We start from the raw sequence: 19,993 nt of genomic DNA, 5'->3' as shown, positions 1-19,993 counted from the left end.
CATGACCGAAGAAACACAATTATCATTGATTGAAGCTAATAACCTATCAGCACCCATGTCATTACAGGATAATACCAGTTCACCTGTTGGAGAGATTGCTGTTACCCCGTTACAAGCACTGACTTTTCCGTTGTTTGGGCGTCGTTTAATAGAGGCCTCTGCGGGAACGGGCAAAACCTATACGATTGCCAGTCTATTTATCCGTTTGTTATTAGGTCATGGCATACAGGCTGATGCTAATGATGCAGATTTAACTGGGCAAACAGCGCACCAAATTCCCTTAACGGTAGATAAGATCTTAGTGGTGACTTTTACTGAAGCTGCCACAGCAGAGTTGAGAAGTCGTATTCGCGACCGTATTCGGGAAACGCGTTTAGCTTTTGTGCGCGGTAGTAGTAAAGATGAGTATTGCCAGCAATTAATTGATGATAGTAGCAACCTTGAGCATGATATCCGTTTATTACGCTTTGCTGAGCTACAAATGGATGAAGCATCTATTTTTACGATTCATGGTTTTTGTCAGCGTATGTTGCAACAAAATGCTTTTGAGTCCGGTAGCTTATTCCAGCAGACGTTACTAGAAGACGATGGGGAAATTTTGAGTCAAGCTTGTAATGATTTTTGGCGTGCGCATTTTTATCAATTATCAACGCCATTAACCGCTATTATTTACAGTTATTGGGCGCATCCTGAAGCGCTTAAAAAAGAGCTACAGCAGTGGTTGTCTCGTCCCGACTTAACTTTTATACCAGAAATCACTGACTTTGATTTTGAAACAAAATATGAACAAGGTTTACAAGCGATTAATGACGTTAAACAAGCTTGGAATGCCGATAAAGATGATTACTTAGATATTATTGAGTATTCAGGTATTGATAAACGCAGTTACAGTAAACGTTATTTACCGAAATGGTTTGAGGACGTTTGTGCATGGGCAGCTTCGGATAGTTTAGATTTAACCTTACCTAAAAACCTATTGAAGTTTTCTCAATCAGAATTGATAACTAAAACTAAAAAAGGTGAGCCACCGACACACTCAACTTTTGCCTTAATAGAGTCTTTGTTAGCAAAGGATATTTCCCTTAAAAATACGCTGTTGATTAAAGCAACGCATTGGGTGAGAGACAACCTTCAAAAAACTAAACAGCAGCATATGTTATTAGGCTTTGATGACTTGCTGACGCGATTGGATATTGCCTTACAGCATTCGCCTGAAGGGCATTTAGGTGAGCAAATCAAACAGCAATATCCGATTGCGTTGATTGATGAGTTCCAAGATACCGACCCAGTACAGTACCGAATTTTTGATACTATTTATCAGCAAGGTGAATCTGAGAGTGATGAAGCGTCTGAGGTAACTAGCTCATCAACTGCCTCTGGTTTATTTATGATTGGTGATCCAAAACAGGCGATTTACAGTTTCCGTGGTGCAGATATATTTACTTATATGAAGGCGCGTAATGCAGTATCAGCTCACTATAGCTTGGATAATAACTACCGTTCTAGCGCAGAAATGATTGATGCCGTTAATGGCTTTTTCAAACATAAAATTGCGCCGTTTATTTATGATCAGGATATTCCTTTTCACCCAGTACAAGCGCCGCCGATTAAACGTAAAAAGTTAGTGGTGAATAATCCTGAAGATGAGCAACAAACTGCTTTACAGTTTTTGCATGTGAAAGGTGCGTTAAGTAGTGATGCTTTTCGTCATGAAAGCGCGCAAGCGACGGTAAATGAAATTAAAACACTATTGTTGTTATCTCAACAAAATGAAGCGTATTTAGAAGACACCGACGGTAACCATCATCCTATTCATGCTAACAATATTTCAGTGCTAGTGAGAACCGGTAATGAAGCGAATATTATTCGTAAAGCGTTGTTAGAAGAAAATATAAATAGCGTGTATTTATCGCTTAAAGAGAGTGTGTTTGCCAGCATTTTAGCGCAGGATTTATTGCGATTGTTGAATGCTTGTTTACATCCGAGCAATGAACGTTATCTTCGTTCAGCAATTGCTTGTAAGCTTTTTTCACTGACACCTTTAGAAGTACATAATACCTTTTCTGATACTGCGAGTTGGGAAAGTAAAATTGCAGATTTTGCACGTTATAAAACTATTTGGGAAGAAAGTGGCATATTGGTGATGCTGCAACAATGTTTTCATGAGCAAGGGATTAGTGCGCACCTGCTAACACAAAGCCAAGGTGAACGATCGTTAACGGATCTATTACATCTCGCTGAGCTATTACAAAAAAATAGCATGGTTTTTGAAGGTGCTTTTGCGTTAGTACGTTGGTTTAGTGAACAAATTAGCCATGCTAAAAATGAGCAGGGTGAACAGAAACAACGTTTAGAGAGTGAAAAGTCTTTGGTGCAAGTGAGTACGTTGCATAAATCTAAAGGCTTGGAATACGATATTGTATTTATTCCTTTCAGTGGCTTATATCGTGAACCCAAAGAATACTTATTTCATGACACAAAACAGCGTTTAGTGTTTGACCTTGATGGTAGTGATACTAGTAAAGAGAAAACTGAGAAAGAGTTATTAGCAGAAGATATTCGTTTGTTATATGTAGGCTTAACACGCAGTGTGTATCGTTGTTACTTGGGAATTGGACCTTATAAAAAAGGCCGTGCCAAAGCCACACCATTAACTAAAAGTGCTTTAGGTTATTTAACCATTAAAGCAGGCGAGGAGTTACAAGCTGGCGATGACCAAAATTTAGTACGTTTATTACAAGGTGTGTGTGAGCAATCCGATAATATTGGTATTCGTCATGCACCTGATTTACCAAGTGAGACTTATCAAGTTGCAACACCTTCGCCGGATCAATTAATCGCGCCGAAACAGTTTTCAGGTGTGATTGAAAAAAATTGGTGGGTAACCAGTTACTCTGCTTTATCACGTTTTCATACGGCACCAACCTTGGAAGATAAGCAAACCAAGAAGATTCCAGAAGATAGCGCTGAATTAGCTGTCGTCAGTAATGAACCGCAATTGTTAAGTCATGAAGTACCAACAAAAAGTGTGTTCAGTTTCCCAAGAGGCGCAAAACACGGTACGTTTTTGCATGAACTGTTTGAAGAAATTGATTTTCAAGACAGTCCATCTGAGCAGTTGATTCCATGGCTACTTGATCGGCTGACTGTGAATAATTACGAAGATCCTGATGAGTGGGCGCCCATTGTCAATGAATGGATAAATGATATTTTAGCGCATCCTTTAACGCCGGATCTTTACCCAGATTTATCCTTATCTCAGTTGAGTGAAGCGCAGAAAAAGGTCGAGATGCAGTTCTTTATTCCAATGCAACCCATCGAAGCCACATCGGTTAATCGTTTAATTGCCTATTATGATCCCTTGTCTGCGCAAGCAGGTTCATTACAATTTAATCAAGTACAAGGGATGTTAAAAGGGTTTATCGATTTAACTTTCGAATACCAAGGCCAATATTTTGTACTGGATTATAAATCTAATTATTTAGGTGATGAGTTGGCTGATTATAGTCAACAAGCTATGTCAGAAGCGATTATCGAACATCGCTATGACTTCCAATATCAGCTTTACACCTTAGCATTACATCGATTATTACGTTCACGTTTAGCTGATTACGATTATGAGCAACATGTGGGTGGGGTGTTTTATACTTTCTTACGTGGCATGCAAGGTACTAAAGAAGCAGGCGTTTATTTCACTAAACCTAAATTCGAGTTAATTGATAAGTTGGATAAGTTATTAAGCGGCGAATTAACGGCTGAAATGTTGCAGGAGGCGTTCTCATGTTAGATAAATCAATACCATTGAGCCCGGAGTCAATAATCGCTAACTCAACAGAAAACAGTATGTTAACACTGTTAAAGCAATGTCAGTTGAATCAACAAATTCGACCAATCGATTTTCATTTTGCAAAATTTATGGCCGAATTAGGCGCTGATAATTTGATGCAATTAGCGGCAGCATTAACCAGCCAACAACTTGGTGGCGGTCATATCTGCCTACCTATTGATAAGATTGGTGGCTTATTTCATCAACACTGTTTGCAATTAGGTTTGGACTCGCAACAAGAAAGTGAGCGTTTAAATGTGTCCTGTATTTTTCATGATCAACAACAAGCCCATTATCAATTAAACGAGAGTCTGTGTTGTGGAGATGACGCGCCATTAAGGTTGCAATATTCAGCATTATTCATGGCACGTTATGCAGAATTTGAACAATTAATTTCCGATAAATTACTGCAACCAATTCCTGTTCAAATGGATGTCGCAAGTAAAGGTTATTTAGAAAAACTATTTACGCCACAATATGGATTTATATGGGATGCATGGCAAACCGATACCCATCAATCCATTCAAATGTTATGTGAAAAATACTTGGATGTTATTGATAGCGCATCTGTTGATTGGTCTGCGGTTACACAATGCTTTCATCATGCAGGTTCATCAAAAGATTTAGTGTTATTAGAATCATTAATACCGAATAAAGTACGCTGTGACTGGCAAAAAATCAGTGCTGCTTTAGCGTTAACTTCTGCTCGTTGTATTATTTCAGGTGGTCCTGGAACAGGTAAAACAACAACAGTGGTTAAACTTTTAGCGTTGTTATTAAATGCTCAACCTGATTTGATTATCAAGATGGTGGCTCCTACGGGTAAGGCTGCAGCACGACTTACTGAGTCAATTACCAATGCATTAGATGAGTTAGATTTAGGCCATTCGGCAGAGGAGCAAGCAGCACCAAACATTCCAACTGATGCGAGTACTATTCATCGCTTATTAGGTGTGAGAAATAACAGTGCACATTTTCGTCACCATGCTAGGAATCAATTAACTTTAGATTTATTGCTGGTGGATGAAGCTTCTATGGTTGATTTACCGCTAATGGCTAAATTGCTGAGTGCGTTACCCGACCATGCGCGCTTAATTTTATTAGGTGATAAAGACCAACTCGCCTCAGTTGAAGCTGGTGCGGTACTGGGGGATATTTGTTCATTTATTGAATCTGGTTACAGTCAGCAAAAAGCACAGCAGTTAGCTGAGTTAACAGGGTTTGATTGTTTATTATCACAAGGTACGCATTCACAAGCGACTATGTCTGATAATTTATGTTTATTGAGGAAGAGTTATCGCTTCGATCAATTTTCTGGTATTGGGTATTTAGCCAGCGCAGTGAATAAAGGTGGTGTCACCGCCGCTAAATTATCAGCATTATGTGAACAATATGATGACCTTGCTTATTATGCGAATGATGCAGATAATGCTGCTGATTTTGATCGTTTAGTGGTAGAGGGGTATGCTCCGTATTTATCTCAATTATGTGTGATTAATCAAGGCAACCGTGATAAGGCTAAATCACTTCTAAGTGCATTTAATGATTTCAAAATATTGTGCGCCACACGGGAACAAGAGTGGGGCGTTGATGCATTAAATCATCGCTGTGAAAAGCTATTACAAAAAGCAGGTTTATTGGTACGTCGTTTTGATATGACACAAACTTGGTATGTGGGCCGCCCAGTCATGGTGACTGAAAACAGTTATCACCTTGGTTTATTCAATGGAGATATTGGTTTATGTTTAGAGGATGAACATGGGCAATTAAGAGTTTATTTTGTGATGCCAGATGGCAGTATTTCTGATTTTCAACCTAGTCGTTTACCTGCTCATCAAACGGTATTTGCGATGACAGTTCATAAGAGTCAAGGGTCTGAATTTAAACATACGCTGTTAGCCTTACCCGATTATGCGCTACCCGTGATGAATCGAGAGTTAATTTATACTGGGATCACGCGTGCTAAAAAGCGATTAACCTTGATTGCCGATCTGGCTTTAGTCGCTAGTTCAGTCAGAAACCGAGCAAGTCGAAACAGTCGCCTAACAGAAAGGTTATCTGCAAACTAATCACGTAATGTGCCAATCAAACGGGGTTTATTGGTACAGTAAAATGAAATATAGATAGGAAACAACATGACTCCAGCAATTAAAGTGGCAGAAAAACATAAAATAGCCTTTCAAGTTCACCAATACAAACATGATAAGAAGCATGAGTCTTATGGATTAGAAGCCGCAGAGAAGATGAATGTCGATCCTAAACAAGTATTTAAAACGCTAGTGGTGGATTTGGATAAGCAGCTGGTGGTTGCTATCTTGCCTGTGACTGAACAGTTGAATCTAAAAGCCGTTGCTAATGCTTTAAAAGGCAAGAAGGCACAAATGGCGAATAAAAATGATGTCTTACGCTCATCAGGGTATGTACTGGGAGGCGTAAGCCCTTTAGGACAGAAGAAACAACTCACCACAGTGATCGACGAAACAGCAAAGTCGTATTCTGATATTTATGTCAGTGCAGGAAAACGCGGTTTAGAGATCCAATTAAACGCAGAAGACCTAGCATCGATACTATCAGCTAGTTTTGTCGCTTTAACATAGTTAACTCAATGTAATTAAAAGAAATAGTTTTTAAGGGACGCTGGGTAAAATTAGCCGACAGACTAATGTAATGAACGGAAGTACTCTGTGGTTTCCTCTCAGCCTGTTTCAGTTAACTCAATACAATTAAACGAAACATCTTTTACGGGGCGCTGGCTTCAGCCTGCTTGTTTTGAATTTTTATGTTTTGTGTAACATGCTGGTTCGCTTTACCCATCCTGGCTCATACTTGCATGCGATGACTCGCATACGGTGAAGGCTAAAGTCTTCGCCCCAAAATCAAGCTTCGCTTAATCATTGCTGTTTTTGCAATCTGTGCCTTCAACTTGGGTTTAATCACTTCTATTCACTTTCTTTTAAATAGTTAAAGATCTTCTAAATCACTCTGTGTTAGCATCGCGCTGAAAAGTCTTGATCTATTGTTTATTTGTTAATGAGAGCCGAAATGGAACAGTTTATTACCCTATATTTAAAACTATTTTTTATGATGACACCTTTCTTTGTGTTGTCGGTATTTTTGATCTTGAGTAAGAGTCTTAACTCAAGTGAGAAGAAGCGGGTAATTTTAAAACTGAGTATTACGGTATTGGTGATCAGCCTAGTCTTTTTAATCTTTGGTCAATATATATTCAGCTTATTTGGTATTACCTTGGATGCCTTTAAAATTGGTGCGGGTACTGTGTTGTTTTTAAGTGCCTTGGAAATGATTAAAGGTGATACTGAAATGCCAGAAGGAACCAACAAACGTGGTGGTGATTTCGCGATAGTGCCATTAGCTATTCCGGTTGCTATTGGCCCTGGTGTGATTGGTATTTTAATGGTTATTGGCGCAGAGTTAGAAAGCTTTATGGACTTCGTGAGCGTCACTGCTTCACTTATTGCTGCTGTGTTATCCATTGCTGCTGTGTTGCTTTTTTCTAATAAAATTCAACGAATATTAGGTCAACAAGGCTTAGAAGTATTGCCTAAAATCACTGGGTTATTTGTATCTGCAATCGGGGCTCAAATTGTCTTTTCTGGTGTAAAAGGCTTCTTTGTTGATTCGCTTTTATTACACTAAGCTCTTCACTTTTATTGAGTCTTAACAAGATTTAATCTAAATCGATTAAATCTTGTTTATTTTATTAATATATCACTGCGCGATAATCACATCTTTTTTATTGGTTAAACAGTACTTATCAATTCTCTTTAAAAACCTTTCTTATCATCAATATTCGAACTGTTTTAGCTAGCATTTTCCCGTTTTACTAACGTCAAAATGAGCGGCTCTGTATAACTATTGAACAGTTGTTAAGTGCTGATAAACATCAATTTAATCCGTTAATCTTATTAAATCATTTAAAATTGTGTGAAATAAGTGCGGATCTACGAAAAATAGGGGGTGCATGTCATTTTTCCTATGGACTGCCTATCGACTATCGCTATAACAGTGTCTATAATGGCGCGTCTTAAATTTCACCATAGAAATTACAAACTAATTTTTAATTAAGGTGTCATTTTTATAATGCGGTAGTCCACGCAAATACACCTTAGTGATGAAAGCCAGTTAAAATTTTCGTCAGTAAAAACAATTTTTAATGTAAAAGATAAAGGAAATACAATGCAAGTTTCTGTTGAATCTACACAAGGTCTAGAGCGCGTATTAACAATTACTGTTGCCGCTGAAGCATATGATAAAGAGTTTGATGGTCGTATCCGTCACCTATCTAAAACACAACGTGTTGATGGCTTCCGCCCAGGTAAAGTACCTGCATCAGTAATCGCTAAGCGTTTCGGTGCTGCTATCGAGCAAGAAGTTGGTGGCGAAGTAATGCAACGTAACTTTTACGAAGCAATCGTAGCTGAAAAATTAAACCCAGCTGGCGCACCTGCTGTTGCACCACAACCTCGTAAAAAAGGCGAAGACTTTGTTTTCACTGCTACATTCGAAGTTTACCCAGAAGTAGCACTTAATGCATTGGAAGAGCTAGCAGTTGAAACTGTATCTACTTCAATCGAAGATGCTGATCTAGATAACATGCTAGTAACGCTACAAAAGCAACACGCTGAGTGGAAAGAAGTTAAACGTAAATCTAAGAAAGATGACCAAGTAACGGTTGACTTTGAAGGTTCTATCGACGGTGAATTATTCGAAGGCGGTAAAGCTGAAGGTTTCCAAATCGTACTAGGTAGTGACCGTATGATCCCTGGTTTTGAGTCTGGTATTCTTGGCCACAAAGCTGGTGAAGAGTTCTCAATCGACGTAACTTTCCCAGAAGATTACCACGCTGAACAGTTAAAAGGTAAAGTTGCACAATTCGCAATCAACCTAACTAAAGTTGAAGAGCAAATTCTTCCAGAACTAACTGAAGAATTCGTTAAGAAATTTGGCGTTGAGAGCGGTGACTTAGAAGTTCTAAAAGCTGACGTTAAGAAAAACATGCAACGTGAACTTGACCAAGTAGTTAAAAATACTGCTAAAGACAACGTATTAACTGCATTAGTTGAAAATAACGAAGTTGAAGTGCCAAAAGCATTAATCGATAGCGAAGTTAACGTATTACGTAAGCAAGCTATGGAGCGTTACGGTAAAGAAATGGATCCAAACAACTTACCTGAACTACCAGCAGAATTATTTGCTGAGCAAGCTGAGAAGCGTGTTAAAGTTGGTTTATTACTAGGTGAAGTAATCAAAGTTAACGAATTAAAAGTTGACCAAGATAAAGTTTCTGCATTAATTGAAAACGCAGCATCTGCTTACGAAAACCCTGCTGAAGTTGTTGAGTACTACAAAAACAACAAAGAGCTAATGCAAAACATGGAAAATGTAGCATTAGAAGAGCAAGCAGTTGATTTTATCATTGAAAAAGCTAAAGTAAGCGAAGTGAAAAAATCGTTTGATGAAGTGATGAACAAACCTGCTGCTTAATAGTTTAAACTATTATTTCAATTGGTTATGAATTTCAATGGCTCGAGTGATTTCACTCGGGCCATTTTCATTTTGGTAGACACAATAAATAAAAATAATTTAGGATGGAATATGACTAACCCATTTGCTGGAAATACGGAACAAATTAGTAACGCACTTATCCCTATGGTTGTTGAACAAACGGCAAAAGGTGAGCGTTCATATGATATCTATTCTCGACTATTAAAAGAGCGTGTTATCTTTTTAACAGGCCCTGTTGAAGATCACATGGCAAACTTGATCTCTGCACAGTTACTATTTTTAGAGTCAGAAAGCACAGAGAAAGATATTTACATCTACATTAATTCTCCAGGTGGTTCAATTAGTGCAGGTATGGCGATTTACGATACGATGCAATTTATAAAGCCTGACGTAAGTACTATTTGTATGGGTATGGCGGCAAGTATGGGCGCATTCCTATTAGCAAGTGGTGCAGAAGGTAAGCGTCATGTATTACCTAACGCTAAAGTAATGATCCATCAGCCTTTAGGTGGTTTCCAAGGTCAAGCATCTGATTTTGAAATCCATGCAAAAGAGATCATTGCAACTAAACAACGTATGAATGAATTATTAGCATTCCATACTGGTAAAGATATTGAAGTTATTGCGCGTGATACAGACCGTGATAACTTTATGCGCGCACAAGAAGCAGTGGACTACGGTATCGTAGACTCTGTTTTAACGCGTAGAAAATAATTGAGAGGTATTGATAACTATGTCGGATAAAAATAACAATGACGCTAACAATAGCAGTCTATTGTATTGTTCGTTCTGTGGTAAAAGCCAACATGAAGTTAAAAAACTGATTGCTGGACCTTCTGTGTACATCTGTAATGAATGTGTTGACCTTTGTGATGACATCATTAAGGAAGAGATTGCAGAGTTAACAAGTACTACTAATACAGATAACAGTAATAAAAAATTACCAACACCGCATGAAATTCGTGCCTCTTTAGACGATTATGTTATTGGTCAAGACCTAGCTAAGAAAGTACTTTCTGTGGCTGTTTACAACCATTACAAACGTTTAAAACACGGTGATATTGCAGATGGTGTTGAATTAAGTAAATCAAATATTTTGCTAATTGGTCCAACTGGTAGTGGTAAAACACTATTGGCTGAAACCATGGCGCGTTTATTAGATGTACCTTTCACTATGGCTGATGCAACAACATTAACTGAAGCGGGTTATGTTGGTGAAGATGTTGAAAACATTATTCAGAAGTTATTACAGAAATGTGATTACGACCCTGAGAAAGCGCAGCGCGGTATTATTTACATCGATGAAATCGATAAGATCACTCGTAAATCTGAGAACCCATCAATCACACGTGATGTGTCTGGTGAAGGTGTTCAGCAAGCGTTATTGAAATTGATTGAAGGTACGGTAGCTTCTATTCCTCCTCAAGGCGGTCGTAAGCATCCAAACCAAGAATTTATCCAAGTGGATACTTCTAAGATCCTGTTCATCTGTGGTGGTGCATTCTCTGGTTTAGATGGCATTATCGAGCAACGTATGGATACGGGTGCTGGCATTGGTTTTGGTGCAACTGTTAAAGATAAAGACAACAGAGAATCATTAAGCGATACTTTCAAGAAAGTTGAGCCTCAAGATTTAGCGAAATACGGTCTTATTCCTGAGTTCATCGGTCGTTTACCAGTAGTAGCAACGTTAACAGAGTTAGATGAAGAAGCATTAGTTGAAATTTTAACTGCACCTAAAAATGCAATTACTAAACAATACGCTGCTTTATTTGGTTTAGAAGATGTTGAACTTGAGTTCCGTCCTGAAGCATTAACTGCAATGGCTAAGAAAGCGATGAGTCGTAAAACTGGCGCACGTGGTTTACGCTCTATCGTAGAAGCTGTGTTATTAGATACCATGTATGATTTACCATCGGTTGAAAATGTTACTAAAGTTGTAGTTGATGAAGGTGTGATAGTTGGTGATTCAGCACCATTATTAATCTATTCAGAAGATGAAACTAAACGCGTTTCGTCTGATAAATAAGCAGTTAGTAACTGTAAATTAAAAAAAGAGAGCTTTTAGCTCTCTTTTTTTGTTTATATGCTTGAAAAAAAACAATTCATCCCCAATATTATTCTTACTTACGATTTTTTATAGCGAGTTGAGCTGCATCATTTTCGACTTGTCATTATTTATCTATCCATTTTCAATACTTTTTCCGGGGACAATATGAAATTAGAAACAGATCAGCTGTTGACATTACCTGTCTTACCACTTCGTGATGTTGTCGTTTATCCGCACATGGTTATCCCATTATTTGTCGGTAGAAAAAAATCAATCAGCTGCTTGGAAGCGGCTATGGAACAGGGCAAAAAAGTCCTATTAGTTGCACAAACTGAAGCAACCTTAGATGACCCTAAAATTGAAGACTTGTACCCAGTCGGTACAGTGGCGAATATTTTACAATTACTAAAACTACCTGACGGTACGGTAAAGGTTTTAGTGGAAGGGGTGCAACGCGCTAACATCGTTCGCAATATCGATAATGAAGAATACTTCTTTTCTGAAATTGAACTGTTGGAAAGCGAAGGTGTTGACGAAAAAGAGGAAGAGGCGCTAGTTAGAAGCGTACTTGGTCAGTTTGAGTCATACATTAAATTAAACAAAAAAATTCCGCCTGAAGTGTTAGCGTCGGTAAACGGGATTGATGAGCCTGAGCGTCTTGCAGATACGATTGCTGCACATATGCCATTAAGCTTAGAAGATAAACAGGCTGCGTTAGAGTTAACTAATGTCACTGAACGTTTTGAATACCTAATGGGTATGATGGAAAACGAAGAAGATATTTTAAAAGTTGAAAAACGTATCCGTAGCCGTGTTAAAAAGCAAATGGAACGTAGTCAACGTGAGTATTACCTTAACGAGCAGATGAAAGCGATTCAAAAAGAGTTGGGTGACAATGAAGAAGGGCAAAGTGACCTTGACCAACTTGCAGAAAAAATTGAATCAGCTGGAATGTCAGCAGAAGCAAAAGAAAAGGCATTATCTGAACTTAAAAAGTTAAAAATGATGTCACCAATGTCTTCTGAAGCAAGCGTGATCCGTACTTACATCGAAAGTTTAGTCAATGTGCCTTGGAAGAAGCGCAGCCCAGTTAAGAAGAACTTAGCTAAGGCGCAAGAAATCCTAGATCAAGACCATCATGGGCTTGAGAAGGTCAAAGAGCGCATCTTAGAGTACTTGGCAGTACAAACACGTATTAATAAGCTAAAAGGGCCTATTTTATGCCTTGTTGGTCCCCCTGGTGTAGGTAAAACATCACTAGGCCAATCTATTGCTCGCTCTACTGGACGTAAGTATGTGCGTATGGCATTAGGTGGTGTACGTGATGAAGCGGAAATCCGTGGACATCGCCGTACATACATTGGTTCATTGCCTGGCAAATTGATTCAAAAAATGACTAAAGTGGGTGTTAAAAACCCGTTATTCCTATTAGATGAAATCGATAAGATGGCTTCAGATATGCGAGGCGATCCTGCATCAGCATTATTGGAAGTGTTAGATCCTGAGCAAAATAATAGTTTTAATGACCATTACCTTGAAGTTGATTATGATTTGTCTGACGTAATGTTTGTGGCAACCTCTAACTCAATGAATATTCCTGGCCCATTATTGGACCGTATGGAAGTTATTAATCTTTCTGGTTACACAGAAGATGAAAAGTTAAATATTGCTAATCAACATCTTTTAAGCAAGCAGATTAAACGTAATGGCTTAAAAGAAAGTGAAATTACGATTGATGACAGCGCAATCATTGGCATTGTTCGTTATTACACGCGTGAAGCTGGTGTGCGTGCATTAGAGCGTGAAATCTCTAAAATCTGTCGTAAAGTAGTGAAAGATATCTTATTAGACAAGAGTTTGAAAAAGATAGATGTCACTATTGATAATTTGAAAGATTATTTAGGTGTGCGTCGCTATGACTTTGGTAAAGCAGACTCTGCTAACCAAGTAGGCCAAGTAACTGGCTTAGCATGGACATCAGTTGGCGGTGATTTATTGACGATTGAAGCAACGTCTGTACCGGGTAAAGGTAAGTTAACCTATACCGGTTCATTAGGCGATGTAATGAAAGAGTCGATTCAAGCTGCTATGACGGTTGTACGTGCTAAATCAGAAGAGTGGCGTATTAATAGCGACTTCCATGAGAAGCGTGATATCCATGTTCACGTTCCTGAAGGCGCAACACCAAAAGATGGTCCAAGTGCTGGTGCAGCAATGTGTACTGTGCTTATTTCAAGCTTAACGGGTATTCCTGTGCGTGCTGATGTGGCGATGACAGGTGAAATTACATTACGTGGCGAAGTACTTCCAATTGGTGGACTTAAAGAGAAATTATTAGCGGCACGTCGCGGTGGTATTAAAACGGTATTAATTCCGTTTGAAAATACGCGTGACTTAGAGGAAATCCCTGATAATATTAAAGACCAACTTGAAATCAAGCCTGTACGCTGGATTGATGAAGTATTAGAAGTTGCCTTACAAGATAGTATCACCGGCTTTTCTGTTGAAAAAAACGACAAATAGGTGACTAATCGCATACAATACGGGCTAGTTCGCTAATTTTATTGAAATTTACTTGCTTGAATTTGAATAGAGAAGTAGCCTAGCTCAAGTTTTTTACAATGTGCCACTCAAGATGAAGATAGCACCAATTATTATAAACAGGGGATTTACAAATGAATAAAGGACAATTAATCGATAACATCGCTGAAAGCGCAGACATTTCTAAAGCGGCTGCTGGTCGTGCATTAGATGCATTTATCGAAAGTGTAACTACTGCTTTAGTTGAAGGCGACAGCGTATCTCTAATCGGTTTTGGTGCTTTCTCAGTTAAAGAACGTGCTGCTCGTACAGGTCGTAATCCACAAACTAACGAACCAATCCAAATCGCAGCTGCAAAAGTACCTGCATTCAAAGCGGGTAAATCATTGAAAGATGCTATCAACGCTTAAGCGTTTATTAGTTTTTCCATGTGTTAAGCGCGTCCTATGATGCGCTTTTTTTGTTTTTAGTCTTAAAGAGTAAATTATTATGTTAGAAAGAATGCGCGAAGGTTCGCAGGGAGTCGTCGCAAAAAGTATTTTGATTGTGATCATCCTCTCTTTTGCTTTAGCTGGTGTGAGTAGCTATTTAGGTACATCATCAGTGAATGCGGCTGTGACCGTCAATGGTGAAGAAATTTCACAACAAAGTGTTGAACAAGCTTATCAAAACGAAAGAGCGCGTTTACAACAACAATACGGCGAGCAATTTGAACTATTAGCTTCTAATCCTAGCTTTGCACAGCAAGTGCGTGCTCAAGCAACACAAACTCTGATTACTGAGCGTTTAGTTGCACAAGCAGTTGCTGATATGGGATTACGTGTTGGCGATGAGCAAGTTAAAGAAGCAATTCGTAACACTCCTGAGTTCCAAGTTGATGGTAAATTTGATAACAACTTATACTTATCTTTGTTACGTAATAACAATCTTTCGCCTGCACAATTCAGCGCGAATTATAAGAATGATTTAGTGCGTGTTCAGTTATTAGAAACATTAGTTGGTAGTGAGTTTGTTTTGCCTTCAGAAGTAACACAAACAAGCAAATTACAAGGCCAACAACGTGTGGCGCGTATTTTAAATGTTGATAGTGCTGATTTTACTGCAGAAGCAAATGTAACTGACGAAGATATTGAAGCGTATTATGCTGATAATAGCCAAGCATTCCAAAGTCCTGAGCAAGTGGATGTAGAATATCTTGTATTAGATGCAGCAACATTAACTGATGAAGTAAACGTAACAGAGCAAGATATTCAAGATTACTATGACCAACATCAATCTGATTATCAGCAAGTAGAGCGCCGTAAAGTAGCGCACATCTTTATTGAAGGTGATTCTGATGAAGCGAAAGCAAAAGCTGAATCTATTCTAGAAGAAGTTAAATCAGGTGCTGATTTTGCTGAGCTAGCAAAAACAAAATCAGAAGATGTTTACTCTGCTAAAAATGATGGCGAGTTAGATTGGTTTGAACGTGGAGTAATGGATCCAGCATTTGATTCAAGTGCCTTTTCTTTAACTAAAGCGTCGCCTGTTTCTGATGTTGTGAAATCTGAATTTGGTTACCACATCATTAAGTTAATTGATGCTCAAGAGAATACACCTCGCCCATTAAACGAAGTGAAATCACAAATTGAAGTCGCTTTGAAAAACGACAAAGTGCGTGGCATTTTTGATGATTTATATCAACGCTTAAGCGAAGTAGCTTTTGAGTCTCCTGACAGCTTAGAAGAAGCATCTGCTGAAGTTGGTGTTGAAGTACAAGAGAGTGGTTTATTCTCAAGTGCTAATGTGCCTAGTGACTTAGATTCTCGTGATGTATTGAGCCAAGTATTTGATGAAAACTTCCGTGCAGAAGGTCTTAACTCTGAAGTCATTGACCTAACTGACTCTAAAGCTATTGTTGTTCGTGTTAAAGATTACCAAGAAGCTGCAACAAAACCGCTTGCTGAAGTAACTGAACAAATTACTATGCAATTAGAAGAGCAAAAATCTGCAGAAGCAGCTCAGCAATTTGTAGAATCTCTAATGGTCAAGCTAGATGCTGGAGAGTCAATCGATAGTGAGTTAGCTAGCAAAGGCCTAACTTTCACTGCACCATTGACGTTAGCGCGTTATAGCCGTGATTATGATACTCAAATCATTCAACGCTTATTCCAATTAGCAAAACCTGAAGCTGGTCAAGTAACGCGTGACTATGTTGCAACAGCGCAAGGTGATTTTGCACTGGTTGAGTTATCTGATGTGATTGAACAAGATGAGAGTAAAGTTGAAGAAGAAACTGAAACACAGTTAGCGACTATGTTACAACGTAGTACATCAGAGGCGACTTATCAGGCATTAATTACTTCATTACTGAATAAGGCTGATATTACTTACGCAGGTCAATAAGTAATATTACTAAGTTATAGTAATAAGTAATTTAGAAGCGGCTTTCATAAGCCGCTTTTTTTATGCTTGGAGTTAGGTATTTTATTTATATTGAAGGGAGGCTGTTTTAACAATTAATACCAATTACATTAAATAACTGATCTAAATTTTGTGCAGGAAAAATGACTGAGTTCAAGGCGTAAATTAAGTTAAATAGTTTTTCTATTTGCGAAAATTACAACGAAGAAATAAGTTATTTTAACAAGTAAAATAGAACAGTTAATTATTGTTGTAGGTATAAGATAGATAAGCTAGTTATTGGAATTATTATCCCAAAACTCTTTCCTAAAGTGTTTACGACATACAGATACATAGCTTTCATTGCCGCCTATTTCTACCTGTGCTCCTTCATGTAATACGTTACCATTTCCATCCATACGTAAAATCATATTAGCTTTGCGACCGCAGTGACAAATAGTTTTTAACTCGATTAATTTATCTGCCCACGCTAGTAGGTATTGACTGCCCGGAAATAGCTCTCCTTTAAAGTCGGTTTTAATGCCGTAGCATAACACCGGAATATCTAATATATCGACTACATACGTTAGTTGTTTAACTTGTTCTTTACTCAGGAATTGAGATTCGTCTATTAAAATACAGTGTTGTTTATTTTGTTGATGTACTTTACCTATCATTTCGGCTAGGTCGTCATTCTCGTTAAAAATATGTGCATCACTTTCGATGCCAATCCGCGACGATATTTTACCAATACCAGACCGGTCATCAATGGCAGCAGTCAATACATAGGTATTCATTCCTCGCTCGCGATAGTTATAAGAAGATTGGAGCAAAGAGGTTGATTTCCCTGCATTCATTGCAGAATAATAAAAATATAGTTGAGCCAAAACATGATCCTATAGGTAATTAAATTCGCCCCTTGATTGATTAATAACAGTTTTTTATGGATAGTAGGGGGAATAGCTCATGATAACATTAGCAAATGAATTTTTATTCTAATCATTTTTATGTGCTTCATCTTTTACACAAAAATATGATCGATGTGCTTTTTTCAAGTTGCATTGGTTAATAAGGAGCAACTATGAATCAAGCTGTTTTACATTATGTTTATGACCCTATGTGTAGTTGGTGTTGGGGGTTTAAGAAAACCTGGTTACAACTATCAGAAGCATTAACTGAAGATGGTGTTCAGATAAAATATCACTTAGGAGGTTTAGCCCCTGATAGTGATCAAATTATGCCAATGGAGTTACAGCAAACTTTACAAGGCATTTGGCGTACGATTCATGCGAAGTTAGGCACTGAATTTAATTTTGATTTTTGGACTGAATGCCAACCTCAGCGTTCAACTTACCCTGCATGTCGTGCTTGTTTAATTGCTAGAGAAGAGGGCAAAGAACAAGAGATGCTTCTCGCTATACAACAAGCTTACTATTTGCAGGCTAAAAACCCTTCTTTGAGCAGTACGTTAATTGAATTAGCAGAACAAATAGGTTTGGATCGCGAGCACTTTACTACTCAGTTAACTAGCCAAGAAATTAATGCGCAATTAATGGAAGAAATATCAGTGAGTAGGGCGATGCCAATTCAAGGCTTCCCATCTTTAGTTTTGACAGTAGGAGGAGAGGTCTTCCCTATTGCAATTAATTATGACAATTGGCAAGATTCTTATTTAAAAATTACTCAGCTAATTAATCAAAAATAAACTGATAGCTAATAAAAAGCCCATTGATATCAGAGTATCAATGGGCTTTGTACTTTAAGCTTCTAAATTGTTTTAAGCAGCATTTTCTCTTGCTTCGATAAATTCAATAGCACGTGAAATACGAGTAACGCTTCGTTCTTGTCCAATCAATGCCAATGTGACATCAAGAGAAGGTGATTGACCTGCTCCAGTGATTGCAACACGTAGAGGCATACCGACTTTACCCATACCTACTTCTAATTCGCTTGCCGTGTCTTCAATGATTTTATGTAAATTTTCCATTGACCAGTCATCAGTAGCTTGTAGTTTGCTTTGCACAAGTACTAATGCTTCTTTTGCAACTGGGCGAAGGTGTTTTTTCGCAGCTGTTGCATCAAAATCTTCATAATCTTCATAGAAATAACGGCTTGAGCTTGCTAATTCAACCAATGTTTTTGCTCGCTCAGCTAATGCAGTAACAACTTCAGTCAATGCTGGGCCATTGCTTGTATCAATATTTTGTTGGTCCATGTGCCATTGAAGGTGCTCGACTACATAAGCTGGATCTGATGTTTTGATATAATGGTTGTTTAACCATAATAGTTTGTCAGTATTGAAGGCAGATGCTGATTTGCTGACACCGTCTAAGCTAAACAGATCGATCATTTCTTGCTCAGAGAATACTTCTTGATCACCGTGAGACCAGCCAAGGCGTACTAAGTAATTGTTAAGTGCATTAGGTAAAAAGCCTTCATCGCGATATTGCATTACTGAAACCGCACCATGACGTTTTGATAGTTTTGCACCGTCATCACCTAAAATCATTGAACAATGTGCAAATGAAGGGACTGGTGCACCCAATGCTTCATAAATGTTGATTTGACGAGGAGTGTTATTAATATGATCTTCACCACGAACTACGTTTGTAATGCCCATATCCCAATCATCAACGACTACACAGAAGTTGTAAGTCGGTGAGCCGTCACTACGACGAATAATTAAATCATCTAGTTGGTCATTAGCAATTTCAATCTTGCCACGGATCTCATCTTCAAAAACAACAGTCCCTTGTTTTGGATTGCGGAAACGAATAACACAATCTTGATCTTCTGTTGCTGCTGCATTTACTGCAACAATTTTTGGATGGTTGGCATCGTAACGTGCCATTTCTTTATTAGCTTCTTGTTCAGCACGAATTTCGTCTAATAGTGTTTTAGGCGCGTAACATTTGTAAGCTTTGTCTTCCGCTAATAATTTTTCAACCATCTCATTGTAGCGATCGAAACGTTTAGTCTGATAGTAAGGACCTTCATCCCAATCTAAACCCAACCATTTCATTCCTTCTAATATTGCATCAACAGCTTCTTGAGTAGAGCGCTCGATATCCGTATCTTCAATACGTAATACAAATTGACCACCTTTACTTTTAGCATGTAACCAAGAATATAGCGCGGTACGTGCGCCACCAACGTGCAAGTAGCCGGTAGGGCTTGGGGCAAAACGAGTTTTAACAGTCATTAAAAAGCTTCCTTATAATACAGCTTGAAGAGTAGTGCGCATATTTTAACGGAAAGCTATCTAATTACATTAACTATTTACTAACAAACTAATTTAGCTTTGCTAAAACGTTGCAAAATACAAATATTAAGCATTTGTTGCTTACCCTTTGACCGTTCAGACAAAAAACTACAATTTTATTAAAAAAGACCTTGACTGAAAAAAGGCTATCCCTATAATACGCCCCACAAACAACGGCAGAGCAGTTAAGTGGTTGTTTTAAGTAATATGGGCGATTAGCTCAGTTGGGAGAGCATCGCCCTTACAAGGCGAGGGTCACTGGTTCGAACCCAGTATCGCCCACCATATTACTGGTTCTTCATAGGAACTGAAATTATGAAGCTTGAAGTGGGCGATTAGCTCAGTTGGGAGAGCATCGCCCTTACAAGGCGAGGGTCACTGGTTCGAACCCAGTATCGCCCACCAT

Annotated in this window: 13 protein-coding genes and 2 tRNA genes; 13 read left to right on the top strand and 2 right to left on the bottom strand. The window is 38.3% G+C overall.

Annotated features, from left to right (window positions below):
* The first annotated feature begins 1 nt into the window (after position 1).
* The 10 genes from recB (at position 2) to ppiD (ending at position 16,328) form a co-directional block, all read left to right on the top strand.
* On the top strand, positions 2-3,787 hold the full coding sequence (gene recB / locus V5290_RS04130; protein WP_333382181.1) for an exodeoxyribonuclease V subunit beta: 3,786 nt from the start codon (positions 2-4) through the stop codon (positions 3,785-3,787).
* The gene (recD, locus tag V5290_RS04125) at positions 3,781-5,895 is read left to right on the top strand and encodes an exodeoxyribonuclease V subunit alpha (protein WP_333382179.1); all 2,115 of its coding nucleotides are present in this window, start codon (positions 3,781-3,783) and stop codon (positions 5,893-5,895) included. The genes recB and recD overlap by 7 nt, the downstream gene beginning before the upstream one ends.
* 66 nt (positions 5,896-5,961) lie before the next feature.
* A complete protein-coding gene (gene ybaK / locus V5290_RS04120; RefSeq protein WP_333382177.1) occupies positions 5,962-6,423 on the top strand; it encodes a Cys-tRNA(Pro) deacylase in 462 nt (153 codons plus the stop codon).
* Between the two features lie 445 nt (positions 6,424-6,868).
* A complete protein-coding gene (locus V5290_RS04115) occupies positions 6,869-7,483 on the top strand; it encodes a MarC family protein (protein WP_333382175.1) in 615 nt (204 codons plus the stop codon).
* A 540-nt stretch (positions 7,484-8,023) separates the two neighbouring features.
* Positions 8,024-9,331, top strand: a complete 1,308-nt coding sequence (gene tig, locus V5290_RS04110; RefSeq protein ID WP_333382173.1) for a trigger factor — start codon at positions 8,024-8,026, stop codon at positions 9,329-9,331.
* Between the two features lie 111 nt (positions 9,332-9,442).
* Positions 9,443-10,066 (top strand): ATP-dependent Clp endopeptidase proteolytic subunit ClpP, encoded by a 624-nt coding sequence (clpP, locus tag V5290_RS04105; RefSeq protein ID WP_290038356.1) that lies wholly within the window; start codon positions 9,443-9,445, stop codon positions 10,064-10,066.
* Between the two features lie 19 nt (positions 10,067-10,085).
* Complete coding sequence (gene clpX / locus V5290_RS04100) at positions 10,086-11,381, top strand: ATP-dependent protease ATP-binding subunit ClpX (protein ID WP_333382171.1); 1,296 nt, start codon at positions 10,086-10,088, stop codon at positions 11,379-11,381.
* Positions 11,382-11,567: 186 nt separating this feature from the next.
* The gene (gene lon / locus V5290_RS04095; RefSeq protein ID WP_333382170.1) at positions 11,568-13,925 is read left to right on the top strand and encodes an endopeptidase La; all 2,358 of its coding nucleotides are present in this window, start codon (positions 11,568-11,570) and stop codon (positions 13,923-13,925) included.
* 152 nt (positions 13,926-14,077) lie between these two features.
* Positions 14,078-14,353, top strand: coding sequence for an HU family DNA-binding protein (locus V5290_RS04090; RefSeq protein ID WP_290038352.1), 276 nt, complete (start codon positions 14,078-14,080; stop codon positions 14,351-14,353).
* Between the two features lie 79 nt (positions 14,354-14,432).
* Positions 14,433-16,328, top strand: a complete 1,896-nt coding sequence (ppiD, locus tag V5290_RS04085; protein ID WP_333382167.1) for a peptidylprolyl isomerase — start codon at positions 14,433-14,435, stop codon at positions 16,326-16,328.
* 290 nt (positions 16,329-16,618) lie between these two features.
* On the opposite strand, the gene V5290_RS04080 is transcribed toward ppiD, so the two are convergent.
* Entirely contained in the window at positions 16,619-17,212 is a 594-nt protein-coding gene (locus tag V5290_RS04080; RefSeq protein WP_333382165.1) for a thymidine kinase, read from the bottom strand.
* 194 nt (positions 17,213-17,406) lie between these two features.
* Between V5290_RS04080 and V5290_RS04075 the strand changes: the two genes are divergently transcribed.
* Positions 17,407-18,030, top strand: coding sequence for a DsbA family protein (locus V5290_RS04075; RefSeq protein ID WP_333382163.1), 624 nt, complete (start codon positions 17,407-17,409; stop codon positions 18,028-18,030).
* 72 nt (positions 18,031-18,102) lie between these two features.
* Here the strand turns inward: V5290_RS04075 and gltX are convergent, their stop codons facing one another.
* Positions 18,103-19,527 (bottom strand): glutamate--tRNA ligase, encoded by a 1,425-nt coding sequence (gene gltX, locus V5290_RS04070; RefSeq protein ID WP_333382162.1) that lies wholly within the window; start codon positions 19,525-19,527, stop codon positions 18,103-18,105.
* Between the two features lie 269 nt (positions 19,528-19,796).
* On the opposite strand from gltX, the gene V5290_RS04065 reads away from it, so the two are divergent.
* Positions 19,797-19,872 (top strand) — tRNA-Val (locus V5290_RS04065).
* 44 nt (positions 19,873-19,916) lie between these two features.
* Positions 19,917-19,992, top strand: a tRNA-Val gene (locus V5290_RS04060).
* The last annotated feature ends 1 nt before the right edge of the window (position 19,993 follow it).

Origin of the sequence: Psychromonas arctica, assembly GCF_036697365.1 — a bacterium.
In the GTDB taxonomy this organism is placed as follows: domain Bacteria; phylum Pseudomonadota; class Gammaproteobacteria; order Enterobacterales; family Psychromonadaceae; genus Psychromonas; species Psychromonas arctica_A.
Note: the sequence above shows the minus strand (reverse complement) of the source record. Positions and strands in the feature narration are given on the sequence as shown.